Consider the following 20,731-nt stretch of genomic DNA (forward strand, 5'->3'; position numbering starts at 1 on the left):
GCGGTATTTATTTTTAGTCTTTTTGTAAACGCCATTCTCGCGTTTTTGAAATGACTAGGTGCTATCTCGCTTTTTCAGGATGAAAATTCTAAAACATGCTGAATTATCGGCAGAAAATCCAAAAGATTGACGTAAAAACCATTATTAGTGCAAATGCACATTGTTGTTGCTTGTGGAACAATGACACAAAACAGCATAAATCAGTGAGACGGAGAAATTAACATGACGCATGCGCCCGTTGTCGACGTACTTAAAGGTAAGTACGCAGTTGGCGAATCGGTAACCGTTAAAGGTTGGGTAAGAACACGCCGCGACTCTAAGGCTGGGTTATCTTTTATAGCACTACACGATGGTAGTTGCTTTGACCCTATTCAAGTGGTAGCACTGAGTTCTCTGTCAAATTACGCTGACGTACAGCGTTTAACAGCAAGCTGCTCACTATCGGTAACTGGTGTAGTAAAAGCCTCTCAGGGCCAAGGCCAATCGGTAGAAATTGAAGCAACTGAGGTTGAGGTATTAGGCTGGGTAGAAAATCCAGATACTTACCCAATGTCAGCGAAGCGACACAGTATCGAGTACTTAAGAGAATACGCTCACCTGCGCCCTCGTACTAATGTAATTGGTGCGGTAACGCGTGTGCGTAACTGTCTATCACAAGCCATTCATCGCTTCTTCCATGAGCGCGGCCATTTTTGGGTATCTACCCCAATTTTAACGGCAAGTGACACAGAAGGCGCTGGTGAAATGTTCCGCGTATCTACATTAGATATGATGAACCTGCCATTAGACGACAAAGGTAACGTTGATTACTCAGAAGATTTCTTCGGTAAAGAAACCTACCTTACCGTTTCGGGTCAGTTAAACGTTGAAACCTATTGTACAGCCATGTCTAAGGTTTATACCTTTGGGCCTACTTTCCGCGCAGAAAACTCAAACACCTCTCGCCACTTGGCTGAGTTCTGGATGATTGAGCCGGAAGTTGCCTTTGCTGATTTGAGCGATATTGCTCAGTTAGCTGAAGACATGCTGAAATATGTGTGTAAAGCCGTGCTTGATGAACTGCCAGATGACATGAACTTCTTTGCTCAACGTATTAAAAAAGATGCTGTTGAACGCTTAGAAAAGTTAGTGAGTTCTGACTTTGTTCGCATGGACTACACAGACGCAATCGACATTTTACAAAACTGCGGCAAAACCTTTGAATTTCCTGTTGAGTGGGGAATTGATTTGTCTTCAGAGCATGAGCGCTATTTAGCCGAAGAACACGTTGGTGCACCTATCATTATGCAAAACTATCCTAAGGATATTAAAGCATTCTATATGCGTATTAACGACGACGGCAAAACCGTTGCCGCTATGGACGTACTTGCACCAGGTATTGGTGAGATTATTGGTGGTTCGCAGCGTGAAGAACGCCTTGATGTTTTTGACGCCCGTTTGGAAGAAATGGAATTGTCGAAAGAAGACTATGCATGGTATCGCGACCTTCGCCGTTATGGCACCGTACCGCACTCTGGCTTCGGACTAGGTTTCGAGCGCTTAGTCGCTTATGTTACTGGTATGCAAAACGTGCGTGATGTTATTCCATTCCCACGCACACCAGGTAACGCTAGCTTCTAAATTGCGGTTAATCTTGTGTATGTAAAGCCAGCACCTTGTGCTGGCTTTTTTGTTACCTTCATTTAGCGTTTCTTACTGCGCATTGTTTCAAGCTAATCTATTATGGCGTAACGTCATTACCAATGGCCGCTGAGCGGCATGGTATTACGGTATAGGTGTAGCCAATATCATCGTTTTTCAAAGGACGAATTGTTAAAATTTCATAATCGTTCAATTCCACTACCCGCGTACCTTCGGGGTTAGCACAGCGAGAAAATTCATCAGCTTCATAATTAAAGATAAACTCAGCGAGCAACTGCTTTTGCATAAGTCGAAACGCTGCTCCTTGGGCTGAAAGGTCAAAGCCAACCACTCGCTCTTCTTCGGTTGTGGTTTCAGAAGCGTTTCCCGATAGGGATTCTGGTAAAGTGTTTAAATCGGCTTCAAGCGCAGTAGCAGGTTTAAATTCATCTTCTAACTCCGCCTTTATCTGTGCTTTTATACTGTTAGCAGCCTCTGCCAACGTTACTGGCTTTGTTGGGTTACCGATTTGAGCAGCAATCACCCCCTTATCCTTTACTTTTGAACTAGTTGATACGAGCTTTGAAGGGGTATCTGAGAAAAAACTAACAATACCAGACTCCATCGACACCTCTACCACTTTAACCAATACCAATAGCATCCATCCATAACGAATCAAAGCGGTGGTAAACACGAATCTATATTCTGGCGCATGCCACAATCCATGAACGCCAAAAGGCTTGAGCAAAAGTAGTACGAGCAAATACAGTGGCATGAGTAATTGGACTAGAACCAGAGCTAACAGAGTGGTTATAAAAAACCAACTTGGAAGCATCAGGATAATGGCAAAATTATGACTGTAGGGCAGAGACGCGGCACTTACACCCGAAACACTATTCACTAACCCACTTGCCGAAGCCAATGCAAAATTAGCAATTACGGCATAAATAAACAGGATAAAGGCTCTACCTGGTAAGCTATTCCAGACCAGCATGAACCTAGGCCAGAATTCGTAAAGTATGGCAATAGTGACCAATACACCTATTACGACTTTATAAAAGCTACCTTGAAGGCCGAAGAACAGTGCGCTAAAAAACACCAAGGTTGCGGCAGCATAACAACGCTGTGCTAAATTTAGGCTTTGCCAAAACCTGACTACCCCTGATGTTCGTCTCAGCAATCTTCGACTAACTATACGCTTGAACACCCCTAGGCGGCGCTGGATTTGAATTATTATGCTCATGTAATGTCTTATATTGTGATTATTTTTAGTTGTACTTATCAGCGAAGCTTCCCGCTAACCGTGGAATACGCTATTCTGTTAACAATTACATTTCAACGGTTTAACCGTCGTTTTTATAGTTTGGGTTTACAATCCGGCGCTAAAGCTTGGTTCTACAGTTCAATGTTTCCATTTAGAATAAGGCGTTTGTTTTTTTACTCCTATGGCTGAAGGTACTAGGTTAACCCTCGTTTGCGAACAATGCCATCATCGCGTTGTTTTGCCAGAGTTAAATCATCGGGAACGAGCAATATGTCCTCGATGTCATCATACCTTGCTCACATTCAAGAGAAATGCGAGCGAGCGGCTTTTGGCATTTTCAATAAGTGCGTTTGTTTTTCTAGCCCTATCCCTACCTTTTAACTTTTTGACTTTTAAATCAAGTGGTCAGAAGCACAGTATCGATCTTCCCGGTGGTCTTTCCGTGTTAATGGAAAACGACTATTTATCCTTGGCTATTATTACCGGCTTAGCGACATTAATTTTACCCGGCATGGTGCTTTTAGGTTTTATTACCCTTGGGTTAGCACATTTAAACAATGCGAGAACGCCGTTTATTAAGCGGATGTTTTATTGGGTGAGAGCCCTGCTACCGTGGAGTATGGCCGAAATATTCTTAGTGGGAACATTAGTAAGCTTAATAAAAGTCACCGAACTAGCCGATGTGGCTATTGGTATGTCTTTTTATGCGTTTATTGGCTTTACCGCATTTATGGCCCTATCAATGTCGAACTTCGACAGTACAGGGTTTGCATTGTGGCTACACGAAGGCGAGTTACCACCGCCAAAACCTTTAGAAGAAAAACAAGCCAGTAGCAGTATACAACGCACTTGGGCGCTGCTGCTTACCGCAACTATTTTGTATATCCCCGCGAACGTATTGCCCATTATGCGAACTGAGTTTTTTGGTCAAGAAACCCCAAATACCATTATTGGTGGCGTGATTACTCTGTGGGAGGGGGGCTCATACCCCATCGCCATTATTATTTTAGTGGCAAGCGTAGTAGTGCCAGTAGCCAAAATTATCATTCTTTGTTGGTTGAATTTAAGTGTTCAACTTGGCAGAACGGGCTCTACACAATTACGCATTCGCTATTACCGCATAACAGAAGCTATTGGTCGTTGGTCAATGATTGACGTTTTTGTGGTCGCGGTATTAGTTGCACTAATTCAGATGGGTAATACACTTTCTATTTTTCCTGGCCCCGCAGCGCTTGCGTTTTGTGCGGTGGTCTTCACTACGATGATAGCCGCTATGACATTTGATTCACGGCTTATTTGGCAGCACTGGAAACAACTACCATGACAGAAGAGGCAAAAATCACGTCTACAAAATCAATCTCTCGCATATGGATTATTCCCATATTGGTGGTAGTGGTTGGTGGCTGGATGGTTTATCAGCAATGGAAAAATCAGGGGCCTCTCATTACCATTGAGTTACAATCTGCTACCGGTATTGAAGTTAACAAAACCCCTATCAAAGTGCGGGATTTGGATGTGGGCCAAGTAAAAAAAATCACGCTTAAGCCCGACTTAGATGGTGTATTAGTGACTGCGCGTATAGATGCTAATGCCTCACATCTCCTTACCGATAAAAGTGATTTTTGGGTGGTCGCCCCGCGGATCAGTTTTTCAGAAGTATCAGGCCTAAACACCTTACTTTCTGGCAGCTATATCGCCATGGCAGCGAATGACAGTGGCAAAGAACAGCTTAATTTTATCGCCCTAGAGCGCCCTCCGGTAACACCAGCCGGCACGCCGGGGTTGCACGTAATCTTGCAAAGCGATGATGAGTTTGCTTATAAACCGGGTGATCCCATCATTTATAAGGGCTTCAAAGTGGGTGAGTTTGAAGATGCGGTGTTTAATATTGAAGAGCGTGTGGTCTACTACGATGCATTTATTGAAGCGCCGTATCATAAACTTATTACCGAGAACACCCGATTTTGGGATGTGAGCGGCGTTAAGCTTAAGCTTGAATCTAGCGGTGTAAAAATGGAAACCGGCAGTTTAGAAACCCTATTAGCCAACGGTATTACCTTCGGTGTTCCTGAAGGTGTTCAGATTGGTGAACGTGTTGTTGAAAATGCCTCTTTTACTATTTACGGCGATGTTACTACTGCGTCAAATGCCCGCTACAAACTTGCCGCTGAATATGTGCTTTTAGTTGATGAAAGTGTACGTGGACTTACCGTAGGCGCCCCCGTTGAATATCGAGGAATAGAGATTGGTAACGTGATGGCTATTAACTCGTTTCCCGCCGTAGAAGGCAATATCCTTGAACGGGACTACCCCATCCCCGTCATTATTAACATCTACCCAGGAAAAGTTAGACAACCAGATACGGAAGAAGGTCTCAATGCCATCAAGCAAACCATGCGCAATTGGCTTCGAAAAGATTTAAGGGCTACCCTTCGAATGGGTAATGTACTCACAGGCGGCCTTTTTGTAGACTTACAACACGTTTCAAAGCCCGATGATAGTAACGAAATAGCGATGCTGAACGGTTACGAAGTTATTCCAACCGTGTCTAACGAGTTTACGCAGATTACCCAAAAAGCAGATGCTATTTTAGACAAGATTAATCAATTGCCATTGGGTGATATGGTATCGAATGTGCTGTTGGCCGTAGAAGACATGAAACTGGCGGCTCAATCCGTTGAAACGGCAAGTGATGACTTTGATGTGCTGATTGCAAATGTAGATACGGAGCTACTCAATACTAACTTAAATCAAGTATTGCTAAGCTTAGACAGCTTGTTAAAAAATTACAGTGAAGGCGGCTTGAGCCAATCTGAAATTAAAGAAACGGTAGATACGATGCAAGATACTATGCGCAATCTTCAGCCTTTGTTATTAAAGCTGAATCAGTCACCGAATAGTTTAATTTTTACTGATAGCAATAGCTCCGGTATTGAACCAAAAGCAAAAAATTAGCGAATTAGAAACTTTACCAACCAAACACGAAAATACGCAAAAGCACTGTGGGTTTCATCAACAAAGGTGTACGCACGAGGGTAAGCTTCTGAGCAAGTAGTAAAAGGATAACAATGAAAATTTTTATTAATTATTGGAACGCACTTGTTTGCAGCATGAGTAAAGCAAGGCTAGGGTTCGCTTTGCTTGCTGGCGCTTCGTTAATAGGCTGCGCATCATCTGGCAGCGCGTTGCAATATTACTTGCTTCATTCAACAACATCGCCTTCTGCGACCCAGTATGCATCTGCCCCACATCGTTTATTAATAAACAAAATTGTCCTACCCGATTATTTAAAACAACGAGGCCTTGTTTATCAGACAAGCTCTACGAGTTTACATATCGCGACAGAGCACCTCTGGGCTGAGCCCCTTGATGAAGGTATCACAAAGTCATTGAAAGCAGCCTTGCGTACACAAGGTGTAATGTTAGTTACCCATAATGTGAATGCTAAAGATATCAATGACTATTTAACCCTACAGATAGATGACTTTATTGCTACATGGCAAGGCGATATCATTCTGCGCGGGCAATACATTATAAAGCATACCAATGACTCACAGTCTGCTAACGATTTTGAGTATATACTTCCTCTCTCAACCGATGGTTTCCCTGCCAGCATTGAAGTTATGCGAGAAGCTATTAATGCCCTAGCAACAGATATAGCTAACAATATTAGTTCGGTACAAAAGTAACACTTATGCTTAACCCGATAAGAAAGTTTATAGAATTTGGAACACATAACTCGTTATCTGATGACGTAAATCGTCGGATCAGAGTAGTAAATATGTTTTCAGCCGTAGGTATGGGGTTAACTTTTTTCTTGGGATTAAGAGCGTTATTTGCACAAGATACTCTGCTCGCTTGTGTGTTGTTGTCGGCCAGTATTCTTTTTGCTATTTCACATAAAATGCAATCGATGATAGGCGCCAAGCAAGGCAGTATTATTTCTGCCATGGTAATTATTGTATGCCTGATGTCTCTGATGCTCATACTTGTTATCACTGGCGGCAATGCGGGTACTGGGCCCCTATGGATTTTTACAGTGCCTCCAGTGACCATGTTTTTTACTGGCTTTCGCCGTGGACTCTTTGCTCTGACGGGGTTTATCACTTTAGTTATTGTTATATTATTCACCCCTGATAACGCGTTGCTAGCTACTGAATACTCTTACGAGTTTAAGACCCGACTCATTTATTCATTTATCACTATCTCTTTTCTGTCTGCTTTTTACGAATACAGCCGCCAACGCAGTTATTCTACCGCATTATATTTGAGCGAACAGTTCGAACGACAAGCCCGTTATGACCCCCTAACAACCATTCTAAATCGACGAGGCGGGCAACAGCAGCTCGAACAAGAAATCAGTAGAATGCAGCGAAATAAAAAGCCTTTTTCTATCGCACTCGCTGATATTGATAGATTTAAATCGATTAATGACACCTTTGGGCATGACGCCGGTGATGAGGTATTAAAACAGGTTGCGGAAGTTTTTAGCCGTCGACTACGAACACAGGATGGGCTCTCACGATGGGGCGGTGAAGAATTTTTATTTATTTTTCCAGAAACTAATGAGAAGGATGCTAAATTAGTTACCGAACAAATAAGAGAAAATCTGAGTGCGAAAGCGATTTCAGTGGATGGGAAACCTCATCGCGTCACATCAAGTTTTGGAGTGTGTGAAATAACGTCGTCAATATCTCTTACAACCGCATTAAATTTAGCCGATCAAGCCTTATATCGAGCAAAACGTGACGGCAGAAATAAAGTATGTGCCGCATCTGAGCTAACCAGTAAAAGCAATCTATAATATACATCGACGCTTGGCGATGCTTCTCATATACACTTTTAATTTCTGATAATACTTGTTCTTGGGCTTTCACTTTGTTGGCTCACGTTTAGTTACAATTGATGAATAAATTAGAAACAGTTTGGCGTTACACTACCCTCAGCTAATTTTTTCAACAAAGACTCGTTTATGAAATGGATGAAATTCATACTTCCTGTTGCTATTCTGGCAATAAGTTATTTTATAATGAAAGGCATTGAGGCATCGGCTTCAGATTCAGCTATAACAGAAGCGGTAGACACTCGTCCCACCGTCACTATCGAGCAGATAGATGCCGAAAGCTCTGTTATTACATTATCTTCTTACGGTGAAGTACAGCCGCTCGAGAGTACTAACCTAGCAGCCCAGGTTTCTGGCGAAGTTGAGTCTTGGAATCCCAAATTTGTGAGTGGCGGTTTAATCCGTCGAGGTGAATTGTTGTTCTCGGTAGAAAAAGATGCCTACGAGGCCGCGTTATTACTCGCGCAAGCTAATCTTTCCAGTGCTCAAGCTCAATTAATACAAGAACAAGCACAAGCAGATGTAGCGGCACAAGAAGCCAAGTCTATGCCTGATGCTAGAGTCACCGACTTGTACCTTAGAAAACCACAGGTCATGAGCGCACAAGCATCAGTTAAATCAGCAGAAGCTCAACTCAAAATTGCTAAGCGCGATTTAGATAACTGCGAAGTGACTGCACCTTATGATGCCCTAATTATTTCTAGAGATATCAGTACTGGTGATTACGTTACCCAAGGGATGACCGCAGCGGTTATCTATAATATTGAACAGGCAGAAATCACCTTCCCTATCGCTGGCTTCGACCGTGCATTCTTAGATGAAAACACCTTAGGTACCAAGGCGATACTTACCCTAGATGATTTAAGCAAAACACAGGTTACCGCCACTATCCATCGCGACACTGGGGTTATCGATAGTGCCACGCGAATGACACATTTTGTTGCAAGAATTGAAGACCCCTACGCCTTAAATCAAAATAAACCTATTGTTAAATTCGGTACATACACCACGATTAGCTTTAAGGGTAAAAGGTTAGAGGATGTATACCGTATTCCTCAGGAATTGGTTACCAACCGTACGCTTTGGACGATTGATGAGAAAAATAAGTTGGTCTCGCAAAAAATTGAGGTTATTCGTGAAGATGGTAGCGACTTTCTTATTCAAGGTGATTTCAATCCTAAAAAAGTGGTGATGTCATTACCTGAGTACCCGCAAAATGGCATGGAAGTAAAGGTCATCGATAATAGCGCTGATTTTGTGGCGAACAGCACCACCGCTAAATAGGAGCGCCGCCAATGAATAAAACGAATTCAGAAACCGGCATCATCGCGTGGTTTGCCAATAATGCAGTGGCCGCTAACCTTTTAATGATATTTATCATTTTGATGGGTTTGGCCAGTTACTTTACTATTCAGCGCCAAATGTTCCCTAACATCGAAATAAACTACATTACGGTGTCGGCACAATATCCTGGTGCTTCTCCTCAAGAAATAGAAGAAAGTATTCTTATTAAAGTAGAGGAATCGTTAAAAGACGTCACCGAAATTAAAAAAACGGTAGCCCGTGCTTTTCGTGATTCAGGAACAGTAACTCTAGAAATTGATACCGATGAAGAACTGACGGATGTTCTTGATAAAGTAAAATTAAGAGTTGACGGTATCGCCACCTTCCCTGCTGGCATGGAACCGGTAAATATCTCTCAAATTGAGTTCCAACAAGACGTTATTGAAATGCCTTTAGTAGGCGACTTACCCCTTCCCGAACTTAAAGTTATTGCCAAAGATATTGAAGACGAGTTACTTCAACTAGGTAATGTTTCCTTAGTAGAAATATCGACACCTGACGATGAAATAGCAATAGAAATAAAACCGGAAATGCTGCGCAAATACAGCCTTAGCATTGCCGATGTTAGCCAAGCGATAAGTAACTATTCAACGAATATATCAGCTGGGCAGCTGCGTACCAACGCCGGAATCATTTCTGTTCGAGTAGAAAACCAGTATTACAGCGGGGCTGAGTTTGCTCAAATCCCGGTGAAAATAGGCGCAGCGGGTGCCAAAGTCACTTTAGGTGACATTGCGACAATAAAAGATGGCTTCACCGAGGGTGAACGCTATTTTAAATATAACGGTAAAAACGCCATTTATATGTCGGTAAGTGCAACTAAATCTCAAAATACAATTCCTGTTGCTAACACCGTAAAAGCCTATATTGAGCAACGAAATAAAACTCTTCCAGATGGGGTGAGCTTAGAAATACTGGTCGATATGACCTACTACTTAAATGCTCGCTTAGACATGATGCTAAAAAACCTGTTTCAAGGCTCAATTCTAGTCGCCTTGATGCTAACCCTCTTTTTGCGCTTTAAACTAGCGTTATGGGTAATGGTAGGCTTACCCGTGTGCTTCTTAGGCGCCGTAATGCTGATGCCTATTTTTGGCATTAGCATTAATATTCTTTCGCTGTTTGCCTTCATAATGGTGCTAGGTATTGTAGTCGATGATGCCATCGTTATAGGGGAAAGTGCCTATACCGAAATAGAAAGTAAAGGTGGAGGTATCGACAACGTAGTACGTGGTGCCAAGCGTGTTGCAACACCAGCTACATTTGGTGTTTTGACGACCATTGCCGTATTCGCGCCCTTTACCTTAAGTAGTGGCCCTGAAGGTGCTTTCTTTTACAATATCGCTATTGTGGTTATATTCTGTTTAGCATTCAGCTTAGTTGAATCAAAGTTGATATTGCCTGCGCATATTGCCCATACCCATTTTACACCCATCAAAAAAGGCAGCTGGCGGGATAAATTTAACACGCGATTCTACGGCTTTGTAAACGGCCCTTATAAGCGCACGGTGGAAAGCGCATTGAAGTGGCGTTGGGCGGTGTTTTTCCTTTTCTTTGGTATTTTGATGATTAGCATTGGGCTAATCAACGCAAACTATGTGCGCATGGTACCTAATCCAAAAGTTCCTCATGACTTTCCTAGCGTTCGCATTGAAATGAATGAAAACGTGTCGGATGCAACCACCATAAACGCGTTAAAGACTATAGAACAAACTATTTTAGATGTTGAAGAACAGGTTATTGACGAGTTTGGCACAGGCATGATCCGAGACAGGCTCGCCTTCAACGATGAACGTACCCAAGGGCAAATTCTGACTCCTTTAGTGCACGAAGACGAACGCCCTATTGATACTTTCGAATTAGCAAGGCGCTGGCGTGAAGCCATACCTGAAATTCCCGGCATGAAGTCATTTACCGTGATTGATGATGTTAATGGTGGTGGCGAAGATGGCGAATTTGGCTATCTTTTATTTGGCTCGGATATCAATACATTGAACGCTGCAGGATTAAAGTTTATTGAAATGCTGCAACAACAAGATGGCCTATTCGATGTTAGTTCAACCATAGATCCAGCCAGCAAAGAAGTGCAATTAGTAATGTTGCCCGTAGCCTATGATTTAGGTTTAACCCTTTCTGACATTGCCTCTCAAGTCGGAGCCAGCTTCTATGGCGGCGAAGCCCAACGGGTTATTCGTAATGGCGAAGAAGTGAAGGTAATGGTGCGCTACCCTGAACTTACCCGGGAACGTTTTGCTGATTTGAAATATACCGTTATCAAAACACCCCAAGGCCGTGATGTATTGCTTGGCGACGTAGTCTTGCTGGAAGAAAAACCAGGCATTAGCTACATTCGCCGTGAAGGTGGTTATCGCAGCGTTTACGTATGGGGCAATATTGATGAAGAGGCGGTAGAGCCAAACGAAGTAGTAGAAGAAATTCGCGAGAAACTACTTCCGCAACTTCAAGAAGAATTCCCATCGGTGATGACTGAATTGGGCGGCGATATTGAAGAACAGCAAGCGCAGCAAAGTGAGCAATTATTGTTTTTCTTAGCCGCAATGATTATGGTTTACATCCTTTTGGCCGTGCCGCTTAAAAGTTATGGTCAACCACTTATCATTATGTCGGTCATTCCCTTTAGCTTCACGGGTGCTATTTGGGGTCATTTCTTGCTCGATCTAGATTTAAGCATGATGTCCACCTTTGGCCTAATAGCCGCAGCGGGTGTGGTGATAAATGATTCATTGGTAATGACGGATTTTGTCAATCAACGCCGAGCCCAAGGTTACAGCGTAAAAGAAGCAGTAACAGAAGCAGGAAGCGCTCGCTTTAGGGCTATTACACTGACCTCGATTACAACCTTTGCGGGTGTACTGCCCATTATGTTTGAAAGTAGCCTACAGGCTGCATTCGTGGTGCCTATGGCGGCCGCTCTTGGTTTTGCCGTGCTGTACGCCACCTTGGTCACGCTTATATTAGTGCCTTGCTTGTACTTAATCTTGCTAGACTTAGCGGTACCGTTTTCGTGGATAAAAAGTCGAATTTTCAGACGGAAACCGTCTTTAGATATTAATGTTAATACTGAAATGGAAATGGAAAATAGATAGTGCTGCCGCTAACTTTGTAGTACGTGGACTGCGCGGTTGATACCTATCAACCGCGCTCGTTAAAGTCGTCAATTCGTCACATGGTAAAAGATTATGGCAGGAATAGTTCAGGAAATTAACGTTCTATTGTAGGACAAGGTCTCTACTTCGGCGCGTGACATCCATACTCTTGCCACAAATAAACCGAAATTCGGGGGTTGAATAGCAACTCCGTAAATATTTTTTGGCTGGCCAATTTTGGCTATAGGCGGTTCCCCAAAAGTGACATAGACCCAGCGCCATGTGGACTATATACCACAGGCATTAAGCCTTCACTGCAGATTTAGCTTTCGCTGGCCTGAGACTCGCCTTTGCGAACCACAAAAATATAACTCATCAGTATCGCTAATACTAAGGCCGGTATTGCATTGGCGACAGCATCATAAACAACATGAAAATAAATAGCGCCAAGCATAATAATAAACAAACCGATACACGCATAAATGCTGGTTCGGCGTAACCATACCCCCACGGCACCGGCAACTTCACATGCCCCAATAAAATAGCCGAACCACGCCGGCAACCCCATTGCCGCAAACGACATGTGCATTTGTTCTACACCCGCTAACTTTGCTAAACCAGCAGCTGCAAACGCCACACTTGCTAAGCCTAAACTCATCCACATTCCTGCTTTCTTTACTTTGCTCATGGTCTTCTCCATTAAAATTCATAGCCAATTACTATTAACTTGCATAAAGTTTAAGCAAACAAAACAATAAAAAATATTGAATGTATTTTAATAACTAATAAACTTAAAGTTTATATCTTGGAGTCAGTATGAAACTTGAGCAATTAATTATGTTTCAATCTGTAGCTGAACTAGGCTCGCTGAGTAAAGCCAGTACCAGACTAAATAAAACACAGCCAGCAATTAGTCAGAGTATTAAGCAATTGGAAACCACGTTGAGGGTTACTTTGTTTAATCGGTCAGCCTATCGGCTAACCTTAACTGACGAGGGGAAAGTGTTATATCAACAAACATTGCGGGTTTTAGATGAAGCAAACTCATTGCGTAATATCGCTAGTAATATCGCTTCAGGTAACGAAACCAGTATTACCCTAACAACCGAGGCAACTTACAATTTGAAGGGCATTGTTCCATTACTCGCCACGGTACAAAAACAATTCCCAGATACACAATTTATCCTTAAACAGGAATATTTAACCGGTGCACTTGAAGCCCTACTCCAGCAAAATGCCACTTTTTGTTTATCTCCGTTAACGCCAGATCTCCTGCAAAATAGTCAAATAGATAGGCACATGTTGAATTCAGGCCAACTAGTTAATGTGGCATCGCCGCAACTCATTGCTAGGCATCCTGGGCTATATGCGAGTACTGAATTAATAAACGAGTACCAAATCGTGGTGCAAGATTCAGGGAGAGGTTCACTTAATAAGAGTTGGGGTGTACAGGATGGACAACGATGTTGGTATGTTAATGACTTCGCAACAAAAAAAATGCTTATTGAAAGCGGTATGGGCTGGGGTAAATTACCTGGTCACCACATTGAGAAAAGTATAGAAAATGGCAAGTTGGTAAAATTACAACTGAGCGATATCGAGAATACGATAACCTTCGATTATTACATCATCAAAAATAAAAAACAGTACTTGGGCCCGGTTGCGCAAGCCTTATGGGAGCAATTTAAAACTTATACTTTTAACACCTCGGTTCAATAACACGCCATCAAAATAGCTTACGTGATACGCAATAATGGAGAAGGGTTAAGCAGATTGTTCCGAGCTAACCTCGTATCGACACAAAATAAGTGCCGCAGTACTCTTAGCAATCTCTAACTTTCGGACTTCGGTTAAAGGGTCTTCTAATTTGAACAATTGAGGCCAGAAACACTGCCCTTTTACAAGGCTATCCAACTCTTCAACCACTTGGTCAATGTCATCAAAATCCATACGGTTGTCTTTTTTTGCGGCTTTTAACCACCTATGCATGGCTTTTTCTTGGGCTTGAAGTTGAGCAACTTCGTCTTTTAAACGATTAGGTTCGTAAAAAAAATGGCCAATAGCTACACGAGCCAACTCTAAGTGCTCATCACCGCTCATAAAGTTTATGTCGGCCATAATAAGATCGGTAAGTTGGTCGGCCAACAACGCCTTAGGATTGTAAGGCGCACCTATATCAACAAGGGCAGATTGCCACTGCTCTTTAATGAGATGCATAACCAGCTCTTCTTTCGCTGAGAAATGGTTGTACACTGTTCTTTTAGACACGTTTGCTAGCTCAGCCAATTTATCCATGCTGGTTCCATTTACGCCAAACTCCTGAAATGCGTGCTTTGCCGCTTGAATAATGGCATCTCGCTTAACATCACTTCGGGTACGTGTAGTGCTAGTCATAATTTTGCTGTCTAAAAATATTATGTGGCCATTTTACACTGCACAGTTTACTTTTCAATGGATGATCTTTAAAATGCACCGCACAGTTTACTTTAATTATAGTGAATATAGTCGTCTATACTGTGTTCACCACAAATACGGATCGAAAAATTCTTATGCCCATTTCGCGAATTCGTCACCTTGTTGCGTTTACTGCCTTGTCTGTTCTTACCCTTGCTGGCTGTACATCAGAGGATGACATACAAAATAAAACGGTAGCCCCCCGCTATGTGAAACTTGCCGAGGTGAGCACGGTTCCTGCATTTGATGAATTTACCTTTCCGGCAGTGGTTTCTGCAGTGAAAACGGTAGATCTTAGTTTTGAAGTGTCAGGTCGGTTAGTACAAACCGATTTAACCACTGGTAATGACATTGAAGAAGGAAAGCTGTTAGCTACGATTGACCGACAGCCTTTCGAGCGCCGTGTTGATGAACAACGTACTCGCTTGGAACAGTCTAAACGCGAATTAGATCGTATTGAAAAAATGTATGCGCAGAAACTGGTTGCGCAGAGTACTCTTGATACGGCAAAGACCACCTACGAATTAGCTGAAATAGAACTAAAAACGGCAAAGCAGGATTTAAGTTACACCCAATTATATGCCCCTTTCGATGCCAAGGTGTCTCAGCGTCTTGTTGAAAATAATAGTTTTGTAGCCGCGGGAACCCCTATTGCTCGCCTACAAGATGTGTCTAAAATTTACTTCAATATTAATGTGCCAGAAAGGCTACTCACCGCGAACCTTAACCGTGGTATCAAACAAGCTAGTGCGTCGTTAACGACTGAAGAAACGCAGTGGTACCCAGTTAATTATGTAGAGCATAATACTCAGCCCGACCCAGTATCACAAACTTACGAAGTTGTTTTTGCCATGGAACCTCGTGCAGATTTACCCCTTACTCCGGGCGCACGTGCAGTCGTAAAAGTAAGTTTGCAAGGCTCGCCATTCCCTGATGGCGTTGTGGTTCCAATTCAATCGCTAGTAGGTGACAAAGCCTCAGGTTTTGCCGTTTGGGTTTACGATGAAAGTAGCCAATTGGTGAACAAAGTTAGCGTGACCGTCGAACATATTCACGAAGATTTTGCGGTACTAAGTGGCTCGTTAGCACTGGGTCAGAAAGTTGTTGCCGCTGGCGCAACCAAAATGCGAGCCGACATGAAAGTTCTCCCTTACGAGGGAGAAAAGTAAGTTATGGATATCGCTCGTTATTCAATTGATAAACCCGTAAATGTATGGCTTATGGTGGTGATACTGCTACTAGGCGGTATTATTGCAATGACCAATATTGGTCGTTTGGAAGACCCCGAATTCACCATTAAGCAAGTGAAGGTTTATACCAGCTACTCCGGCGCTGGTGCAGAAAAGGTGGAGCGGGAAATTACCGAACCTCTTGAAATTGCTATCCAGCAAATGCCACAACTTAAAAAGCTGACATCAATCTCTTCGCCCGCTTTATCTGAAATTACCGTTGAAGTGAAAAGTAACTACGACAGTAATGAGCTTCCCCAAATTTGGGATGAACTCAGAAAGCGCTTACGAGATGCAGCTACCTCCTTGCCGACCGGTGCGCAAGACCCTGTGGTTTTCGATGACTTTGGTGATGTTTACGGGCTTTATTACGCGCTGAGTGCGCCTGATTTCACTACCAGCGAATTGCGGGAATTTGCGCGCTTAATTCGAAGAGATTTATTAACCACTGAGGGCGTAGCGAAAGTCACTGTTAGCGGTGTGCAAACCGAACAGATAGTTGCTTATGTTAACCCTTACCAGCTTGCTGGGTTAGGTATTTCATTTCCTGATTTAACCTCGCTATTTGAAGAAAATTTGCGCCCTTTTAATGGCGGAAGAGTCTTGGTAGACGAAAAGAACGTACGCTTAATCGTAGAGCGGGCTCCAGATAAAATTAAAGAAATATCAAACCTTTCGTTAGTTATGCCTGGCACAAATCGCTCTATTCGGGTTTCCGACGTGGCCACACTTAAGTTAGAGCCTGCCGATATCCAGTCTCAGCTTATTCGTTACAACGGAGAAGAAGCATTAACAGTTTCGGTTTCAGCGTTATCTAACGTGAACATTGTTGATGTAGGCACCCGCGTAAATGCCAAAGTAGATCATTTACTTAATACCCTTCCACTAGGCATTACCCTTACCCCCATTTACGACCAAGCAGCGGTAGTTGACGAGTCGGTCGATGGCTTTATTGCTAACCTTGTGATGTCAGTAGTCGTAGTTACCCTTACATTGTGCTTATTCATGGGCTGGCGTTCAGGTGTGGTGGTAGGCATGGTGCTGTTAGTCACTGTGCTAGGTACAATTCTTATCATGTGGCTAATGGACATTCAGCTTCAGCGTATATCCCTTGGCGCGATGGTTATTGCCATGGGAATGTTGGTAGACAACGCTATTGTAGTGGCCGAAGGCATGATGCTTCGAATGGCTACCGGCGCCTCTGCCAAAGATGCAGCAAGCTTTATTGTAAAACGAACGCAGTGGCCTTTATTAGGCGCAACAGTAATAGGTATCGCGGCATTCTCAGGGATTGGATTATCTGATGATGCTACCGGTGAGTTCTTGTATTCCTTATTTGCCGTCGTATTAGTATCTTTGATGATGAGTTGGGTACTTGCTGTAACCTTAGTACCCGTGCTTGGCGAGCTAGTGTTTCGTAAAGGCGTAAAGCAAACGGATGGTGATGAACCAACCTTACTGCAGCGCTGGTTCACCAAAACCCTCACTGGGGCTTTAAAATTACGATGGGTGACCATGGCCGTGTTGTTTGTGATTACCGTGGTAGCCTACGGCAGTTTCGGGATGGTTAAACAAGGCTTTTTCCCACCCTCCAACGCACCGCTGTTCTTTGTGCATTATTGGGGCCCTCAAGACCGTGATATTCGGGCTACCGAAAAAATCATTAAAGAGGCTGAAGAACGTATTTTAGCCCAAGAAAATGTAACGGCTGTAACCACCATTATAGGTCAAGGTGCTGACCGCTTTACGCTGACTTACGCGCCAAAAAGTGCCAATGAAAACTATGGATTTTTCATGGTTCGCGTTAATGAATTAGAGAATATTCCCGCCGTTCAAGAAAAGCTTTCCGGTTTGCTCGACAACATCGATCTTGATGCCAACTTCTACCAAGAACGTATGCAATTTGGGCCAGGTTCTGGCGCTAAACTTGAAGCACGCTTCTCAGGCCCTGATGCAGAAGTTTTACGCACCCTTGCCGAAGAAGCGAAAGGCATGATGTTAGCCGATGGTAATATTAAAGATATTCGCCATAATTGGCGTGAAAAAGGCGTAGCCATAAACACCCAGTACGATAATTACAATGCCGGTATTGCTGGTGTTTCTCACTCTGACTTTAGTCAAACCGTGCAATATGCCAGTAGCGGATTGCGTCTAGGCAGCGTGCAAGATGGAGACTATGCCTACAGTATTGTGGCAAAAATGGGGCATCCTGATGATACCGCCATTCAATCGGTGCGAGAAAGCCAAGTATGGTCGTCACAGCAACGTCAATACGTGCCTTTTACGCAAGTATCTAGCGGTTTAGATATTGTGACAGAAGAGCTGCGCATTCACCGAAAAGACAGATTACGTACTATCACAGTAGAAGCTGAGCCTAGCGATAATGAAACTGCCGCGAAAGCATTTGCCCGTATTCGCCCTCAAATTGAAGCAATGGACATTCCTGCTGGGTATGCCCTTGAATGGGGTGGTGAGTTTGAAAGCTCTAGCGATGCACAAGCGGCGCTTGGTGCAGGTTTACCTGTGGGTTTCTTAGTGATGTTCATTATTTCTGTACTTCTATTTGGACACGCTCGTCAGCCGCTGATCATTTGGTTAGTGGTGCCTATGGCGATAGTTGGTGTAGTGACAGGGCTTCTGTCTACCAATATGCCATTTGGCTTTATGTCACTTCTTGGGTTCTTAAGTTTATTCGGCATGTTGATTAAAAATGCCATCGTACTTATTGAAGAGATAGATTTACAAATTGAAGAAGGGCTAGAAATTAAAAAGGCAATAGTAGAAGCAACGCTAAGCCGTTTGCGTCCTGTAACGTTGGCTGCATTAACCACTATTTTAGGTATGGCGCCACTGTTATTCGATGCCTTCTTTGCAGATATGGCAGTGACGATTATGGGCGGACTAACCTTTGCCACCATTCTAACGCTTATTGCAGTGCCTGTTCTCTATAGCATTTTGTTCAAAGTAAGCTATCGAAAAGCCAGTTAGTTTGTTTACTGTAAACTAGGAAAGAATCAAAAAAGGTGCGTTTATACGCACCTTTTTTATTGATGTTAGCATCGCTGATTATATGGTTTTCACAACTTCTACCAATAGACTCTAACCTTTCTTAGCATTCACCCTCGCTTCCATAAATCGCATAACATCTCGCCAAGAGACAATGCCAACCGGGCATCGCTTCTCATCAATGATGGGAATGCAGGAAATCTTGTTTTCATTGAACAAAGAAATTGCGCTAACAATTGAATCGCTTGCAGAAAGGGTTAACACATTTCGTGTCATAATTTGGTGCGCTTTTTTTTCTAGTGTCGCTTTGTCACGAAAACGCTCATTAACCGTATTTGCAAAAGGGCTTGTCGCCTTTAACACGTCGCGGTCTGAAATGATGCCTTGCAGTTGATTCTGATGCACGACTACCAAATGATGAAACCCCGTTTCAGCGAACAAGGTTTGTATCAACTCTAGACTATCATCCATGTGCACACTGACCACACGAGTAGACATAATATGGGACAAACTCATGGTATTCCTTTTACTTTTACGTTAACCCTAGCGATTCCTGCTTTGCTAAATAAGGGGGCAGCGTGCGATGTTGCTGCCTACAATGCCTAGCTTAAATGCTCACGCAAATTTTGCCAAAGTGTTTACCCGATTCCTCAAAAGCAAACGCATCCGACAGCCTTTCAAGGGCAAATGTAGTATCAACCACAGGCTTAAAGTTCATGCATTCCAAGGCACTGACAAAGTCCCACTGGTCTTTGTTGCTCCCCACAATTACGCCAGTTAACCTAATTTGTTTTCGCATAAGGGTAGCCGTTGGAATATCACCCTTAATACCGGTTAATACACCAATAAGTATAATGCTGCCCCCTACTCTACACGCATGAATAGATTGCCCTAATGTGGCGGGCCCACCAACTTCAACCACGTGATCGACACCTTTTCCACCAGTCCATTTGGCAACGGTTTTGCCCCACTTTTCGTCTGTATTATAGTTAACCGTGAAATCTGCACCCAAGGCTTTTGCTTTCTCTAACTTTTCATCAGAGCTTGAGGTTATTGCCACTTTCGCCCCCATTGCTTTGGCAATTTGAAGCGCATAGATAGAAACACCACCAGTGCCTAACAACAGAACTGTGTCGCCTGCCTTCAAGCCACCTTCAACAACTAAAGCCCGCCACGCAGTTAGTCCTGCTGTAGTGATAGTAGCCGCTTCTTCGTGAGACCACCCTGAAGGTGCTTTAGTAAACCATTGCTGCGGCTTTACCACGACCTCCCGGGCGTAACCGTCAATACCATCTCCGGGGGTGCGACTAAAATCACCTACTGTAGGTGCGCCGCTTAACCAGTCAGGAAAAAAGGTAGAAACCACATGGTCGCCTGGAACAAACTGTGTAACGCCTTCCCCTACTTCTACAACGACGCCCGCGCCGTCAGACATAGGGATGCGGTCATCCTCTGTGGGAATAGCGCCTGTCGCCACGCTGTAATCGTGATAATTTAGAGAGCTAGCGTGAACCCTTACTTTAATTTCGTCATTGCCGACGACGGTGGGTTCTGTTTCGTCTGCGCAGTAGAGCGACGCTAAGCCTTCACTGTTGTCTTTCAAACGCATTACTTTCATAAGATTTCCTTCCTGATTAGCAAGTGACGATAGTTTAGTGGAGGTTTACAGTTGCGGGCGCAAAATATCGACAGTGCAAAAAACACGCAACGCAACAAACGAACATAAGTAAATATGACCTCTTGATTAATACAAAGATGAGGCTTATGGAGATTAATTAAAGGCGAGAGAAAAAATAAAAGCCCCTTGGCGAGCATAACTGCAAACGCCAAGGGTAAAAGTGCGCAAAAGGGAAGGCACTTAAGA

15 protein-coding genes are annotated in these 20,731 nt (G+C 43.3%); 10 read left to right on the forward strand and 5 right to left on the reverse strand.

What is annotated here, in order from left to right:
• The first annotated feature begins 222 nt into the window (after nucleotides 1-222).
• On the forward strand, nucleotides 223-1,620 hold the full coding sequence (gene asnS / locus AV939_RS08565) for an asparagine--tRNA ligase (RefSeq protein ID WP_057792877.1): 1,398 nt from the start codon (nucleotides 223-225) through the stop codon (nucleotides 1,618-1,620).
• Between the two features lie 100 nt (nucleotides 1,621-1,720).
• On the opposite strand, the gene AV939_RS08570 is transcribed toward asnS, so the two are convergent.
• Nucleotides 1,721-2,863, reverse strand: coding sequence for a hypothetical protein (locus AV939_RS08570; RefSeq protein ID WP_057792879.1), 1,143 nt, complete (start codon nucleotides 2,861-2,863; stop codon nucleotides 1,721-1,723).
• Nucleotides 2,864-3,212: 349 nt separating this feature from the next.
• Here AV939_RS08570 and AV939_RS08575 point away from each other — a divergent pair, with 349 nt between their 5' ends.
• The 6 genes from AV939_RS08575 to AV939_RS08600 all read left to right on the forward strand — a co-directional run bounded on the left by AV939_RS08575 (nucleotide 3,213) and on the right by AV939_RS08600 (nucleotide 12,178).
• On the forward strand, nucleotides 3,213-4,208 hold the full coding sequence (locus AV939_RS08575; protein ID WP_231701302.1) for a paraquat-inducible protein A: 996 nt from the start codon (nucleotides 3,213-3,215) through the stop codon (nucleotides 4,206-4,208).
• On the forward strand, nucleotides 4,205-5,839 hold the full coding sequence (pqiB, locus tag AV939_RS08580) for an intermembrane transport protein PqiB (protein WP_057792880.1): 1,635 nt from the start codon (nucleotides 4,205-4,207) through the stop codon (nucleotides 5,837-5,839). The genes AV939_RS08575 and pqiB overlap by 4 nt, the downstream gene beginning before the upstream one ends.
• Before the next feature lie 113 nt (nucleotides 5,840-5,952).
• The gene (locus AV939_RS08585) at nucleotides 5,953-6,573 is read left to right on the forward strand and encodes a PqiC family protein (protein WP_061997558.1); all 621 of its coding nucleotides are present in this window, start codon (nucleotides 5,953-5,955) and stop codon (nucleotides 6,571-6,573) included.
• Between the two features lie 92 nt (nucleotides 6,574-6,665).
• The gene (locus AV939_RS08590) at nucleotides 6,666-7,688 is read left to right on the forward strand and encodes a GGDEF domain-containing protein (protein ID WP_231701303.1); all 1,023 of its coding nucleotides are present in this window, start codon (nucleotides 6,666-6,668) and stop codon (nucleotides 7,686-7,688) included.
• A 168-nt stretch (nucleotides 7,689-7,856) separates the two neighbouring features.
• The gene (locus tag AV939_RS08595) at nucleotides 7,857-9,011 is read left to right on the forward strand and encodes an efflux RND transporter periplasmic adaptor subunit (RefSeq protein ID WP_061997565.1); all 1,155 of its coding nucleotides are present in this window, start codon (nucleotides 7,857-7,859) and stop codon (nucleotides 9,009-9,011) included.
• 11 nt (nucleotides 9,012-9,022) lie between these two features.
• Nucleotides 9,023-12,178 (forward strand): efflux RND transporter permease subunit, encoded by a 3,156-nt coding sequence (locus AV939_RS08600; protein WP_061997567.1) that lies wholly within the window; start codon nucleotides 9,023-9,025, stop codon nucleotides 12,176-12,178.
• Nucleotides 12,179-12,500: 322 nt separating this feature from the next.
• On the opposite strand, the gene AV939_RS08605 is transcribed toward AV939_RS08600, so the two are convergent.
• On the reverse strand, nucleotides 12,501-12,866 hold the full coding sequence (locus AV939_RS08605) for a DoxX family protein (RefSeq protein ID WP_057792890.1): 366 nt from the start codon (nucleotides 12,864-12,866) through the stop codon (nucleotides 12,501-12,503).
• A 128-nt stretch (nucleotides 12,867-12,994) separates the two neighbouring features.
• On the opposite strand from AV939_RS08605, the gene AV939_RS08610 reads away from it, so the two are divergent.
• Nucleotides 12,995-13,897: a LysR family transcriptional regulator gene (locus AV939_RS08610; protein WP_057792892.1), complete on the forward strand. Its 903-nt coding sequence runs from the start codon at nucleotides 12,995-12,997 to the stop codon at nucleotides 13,895-13,897.
• Nucleotides 13,898-13,942: 45 nt separating this feature from the next.
• Here the strand turns inward: AV939_RS08610 and AV939_RS08615 are convergent, their stop codons facing one another.
• Nucleotides 13,943-14,572, reverse strand: a complete 630-nt coding sequence (locus AV939_RS08615) for a TetR/AcrR family transcriptional regulator (RefSeq protein ID WP_057792894.1) — start codon at nucleotides 14,570-14,572, stop codon at nucleotides 13,943-13,945.
• A 155-nt stretch (nucleotides 14,573-14,727) separates the two neighbouring features.
• Between AV939_RS08615 and AV939_RS08620 the strand changes: the two genes are divergently transcribed.
• Both AV939_RS08620 and AV939_RS08625 read left to right on the forward strand, forming a co-directional pair.
• Nucleotides 14,728-15,801: an efflux RND transporter periplasmic adaptor subunit gene (locus tag AV939_RS08620; protein WP_171008962.1), complete on the forward strand. Its 1,074-nt coding sequence runs from the start codon at nucleotides 14,728-14,730 to the stop codon at nucleotides 15,799-15,801.
• A 3-nt stretch (nucleotides 15,802-15,804) separates the two neighbouring features.
• On the forward strand, nucleotides 15,805-18,849 hold the full coding sequence (locus AV939_RS08625) for an efflux RND transporter permease subunit (RefSeq protein WP_061997569.1): 3,045 nt from the start codon (nucleotides 15,805-15,807) through the stop codon (nucleotides 18,847-18,849).
• Between the two features lie 111 nt (nucleotides 18,850-18,960).
• On the opposite strand, the gene AV939_RS08630 is transcribed toward AV939_RS08625, so the two are convergent.
• The gene (locus AV939_RS08630; protein WP_061997571.1) at nucleotides 18,961-19,383 is read right to left on the reverse strand and encodes a CBS domain-containing protein; all 423 of its coding nucleotides are present in this window, start codon (nucleotides 19,381-19,383) and stop codon (nucleotides 18,961-18,963) included.
• A gap of 91 nt (nucleotides 19,384-19,474) precedes the next feature.
• Nucleotides 19,475-20,485 carry a zinc-dependent alcohol dehydrogenase family protein gene (locus AV939_RS08635; protein ID WP_061997573.1) on the reverse strand — a complete coding sequence of 337 codons (1,011 nt, stop codon included), beginning with the start codon at nucleotides 20,483-20,485 and terminating at the stop codon, nucleotides 19,475-19,477.
• Nucleotides 20,486-20,731 lie beyond the last annotated feature (246 nt).

Origin of the sequence: Alteromonas sp. Mac1 (assembly GCF_001562125.1) — a bacterium.
Taxonomy (GTDB): domain Bacteria; phylum Pseudomonadota; class Gammaproteobacteria; order Enterobacterales; family Alteromonadaceae; genus Alteromonas; species Alteromonas stellipolaris.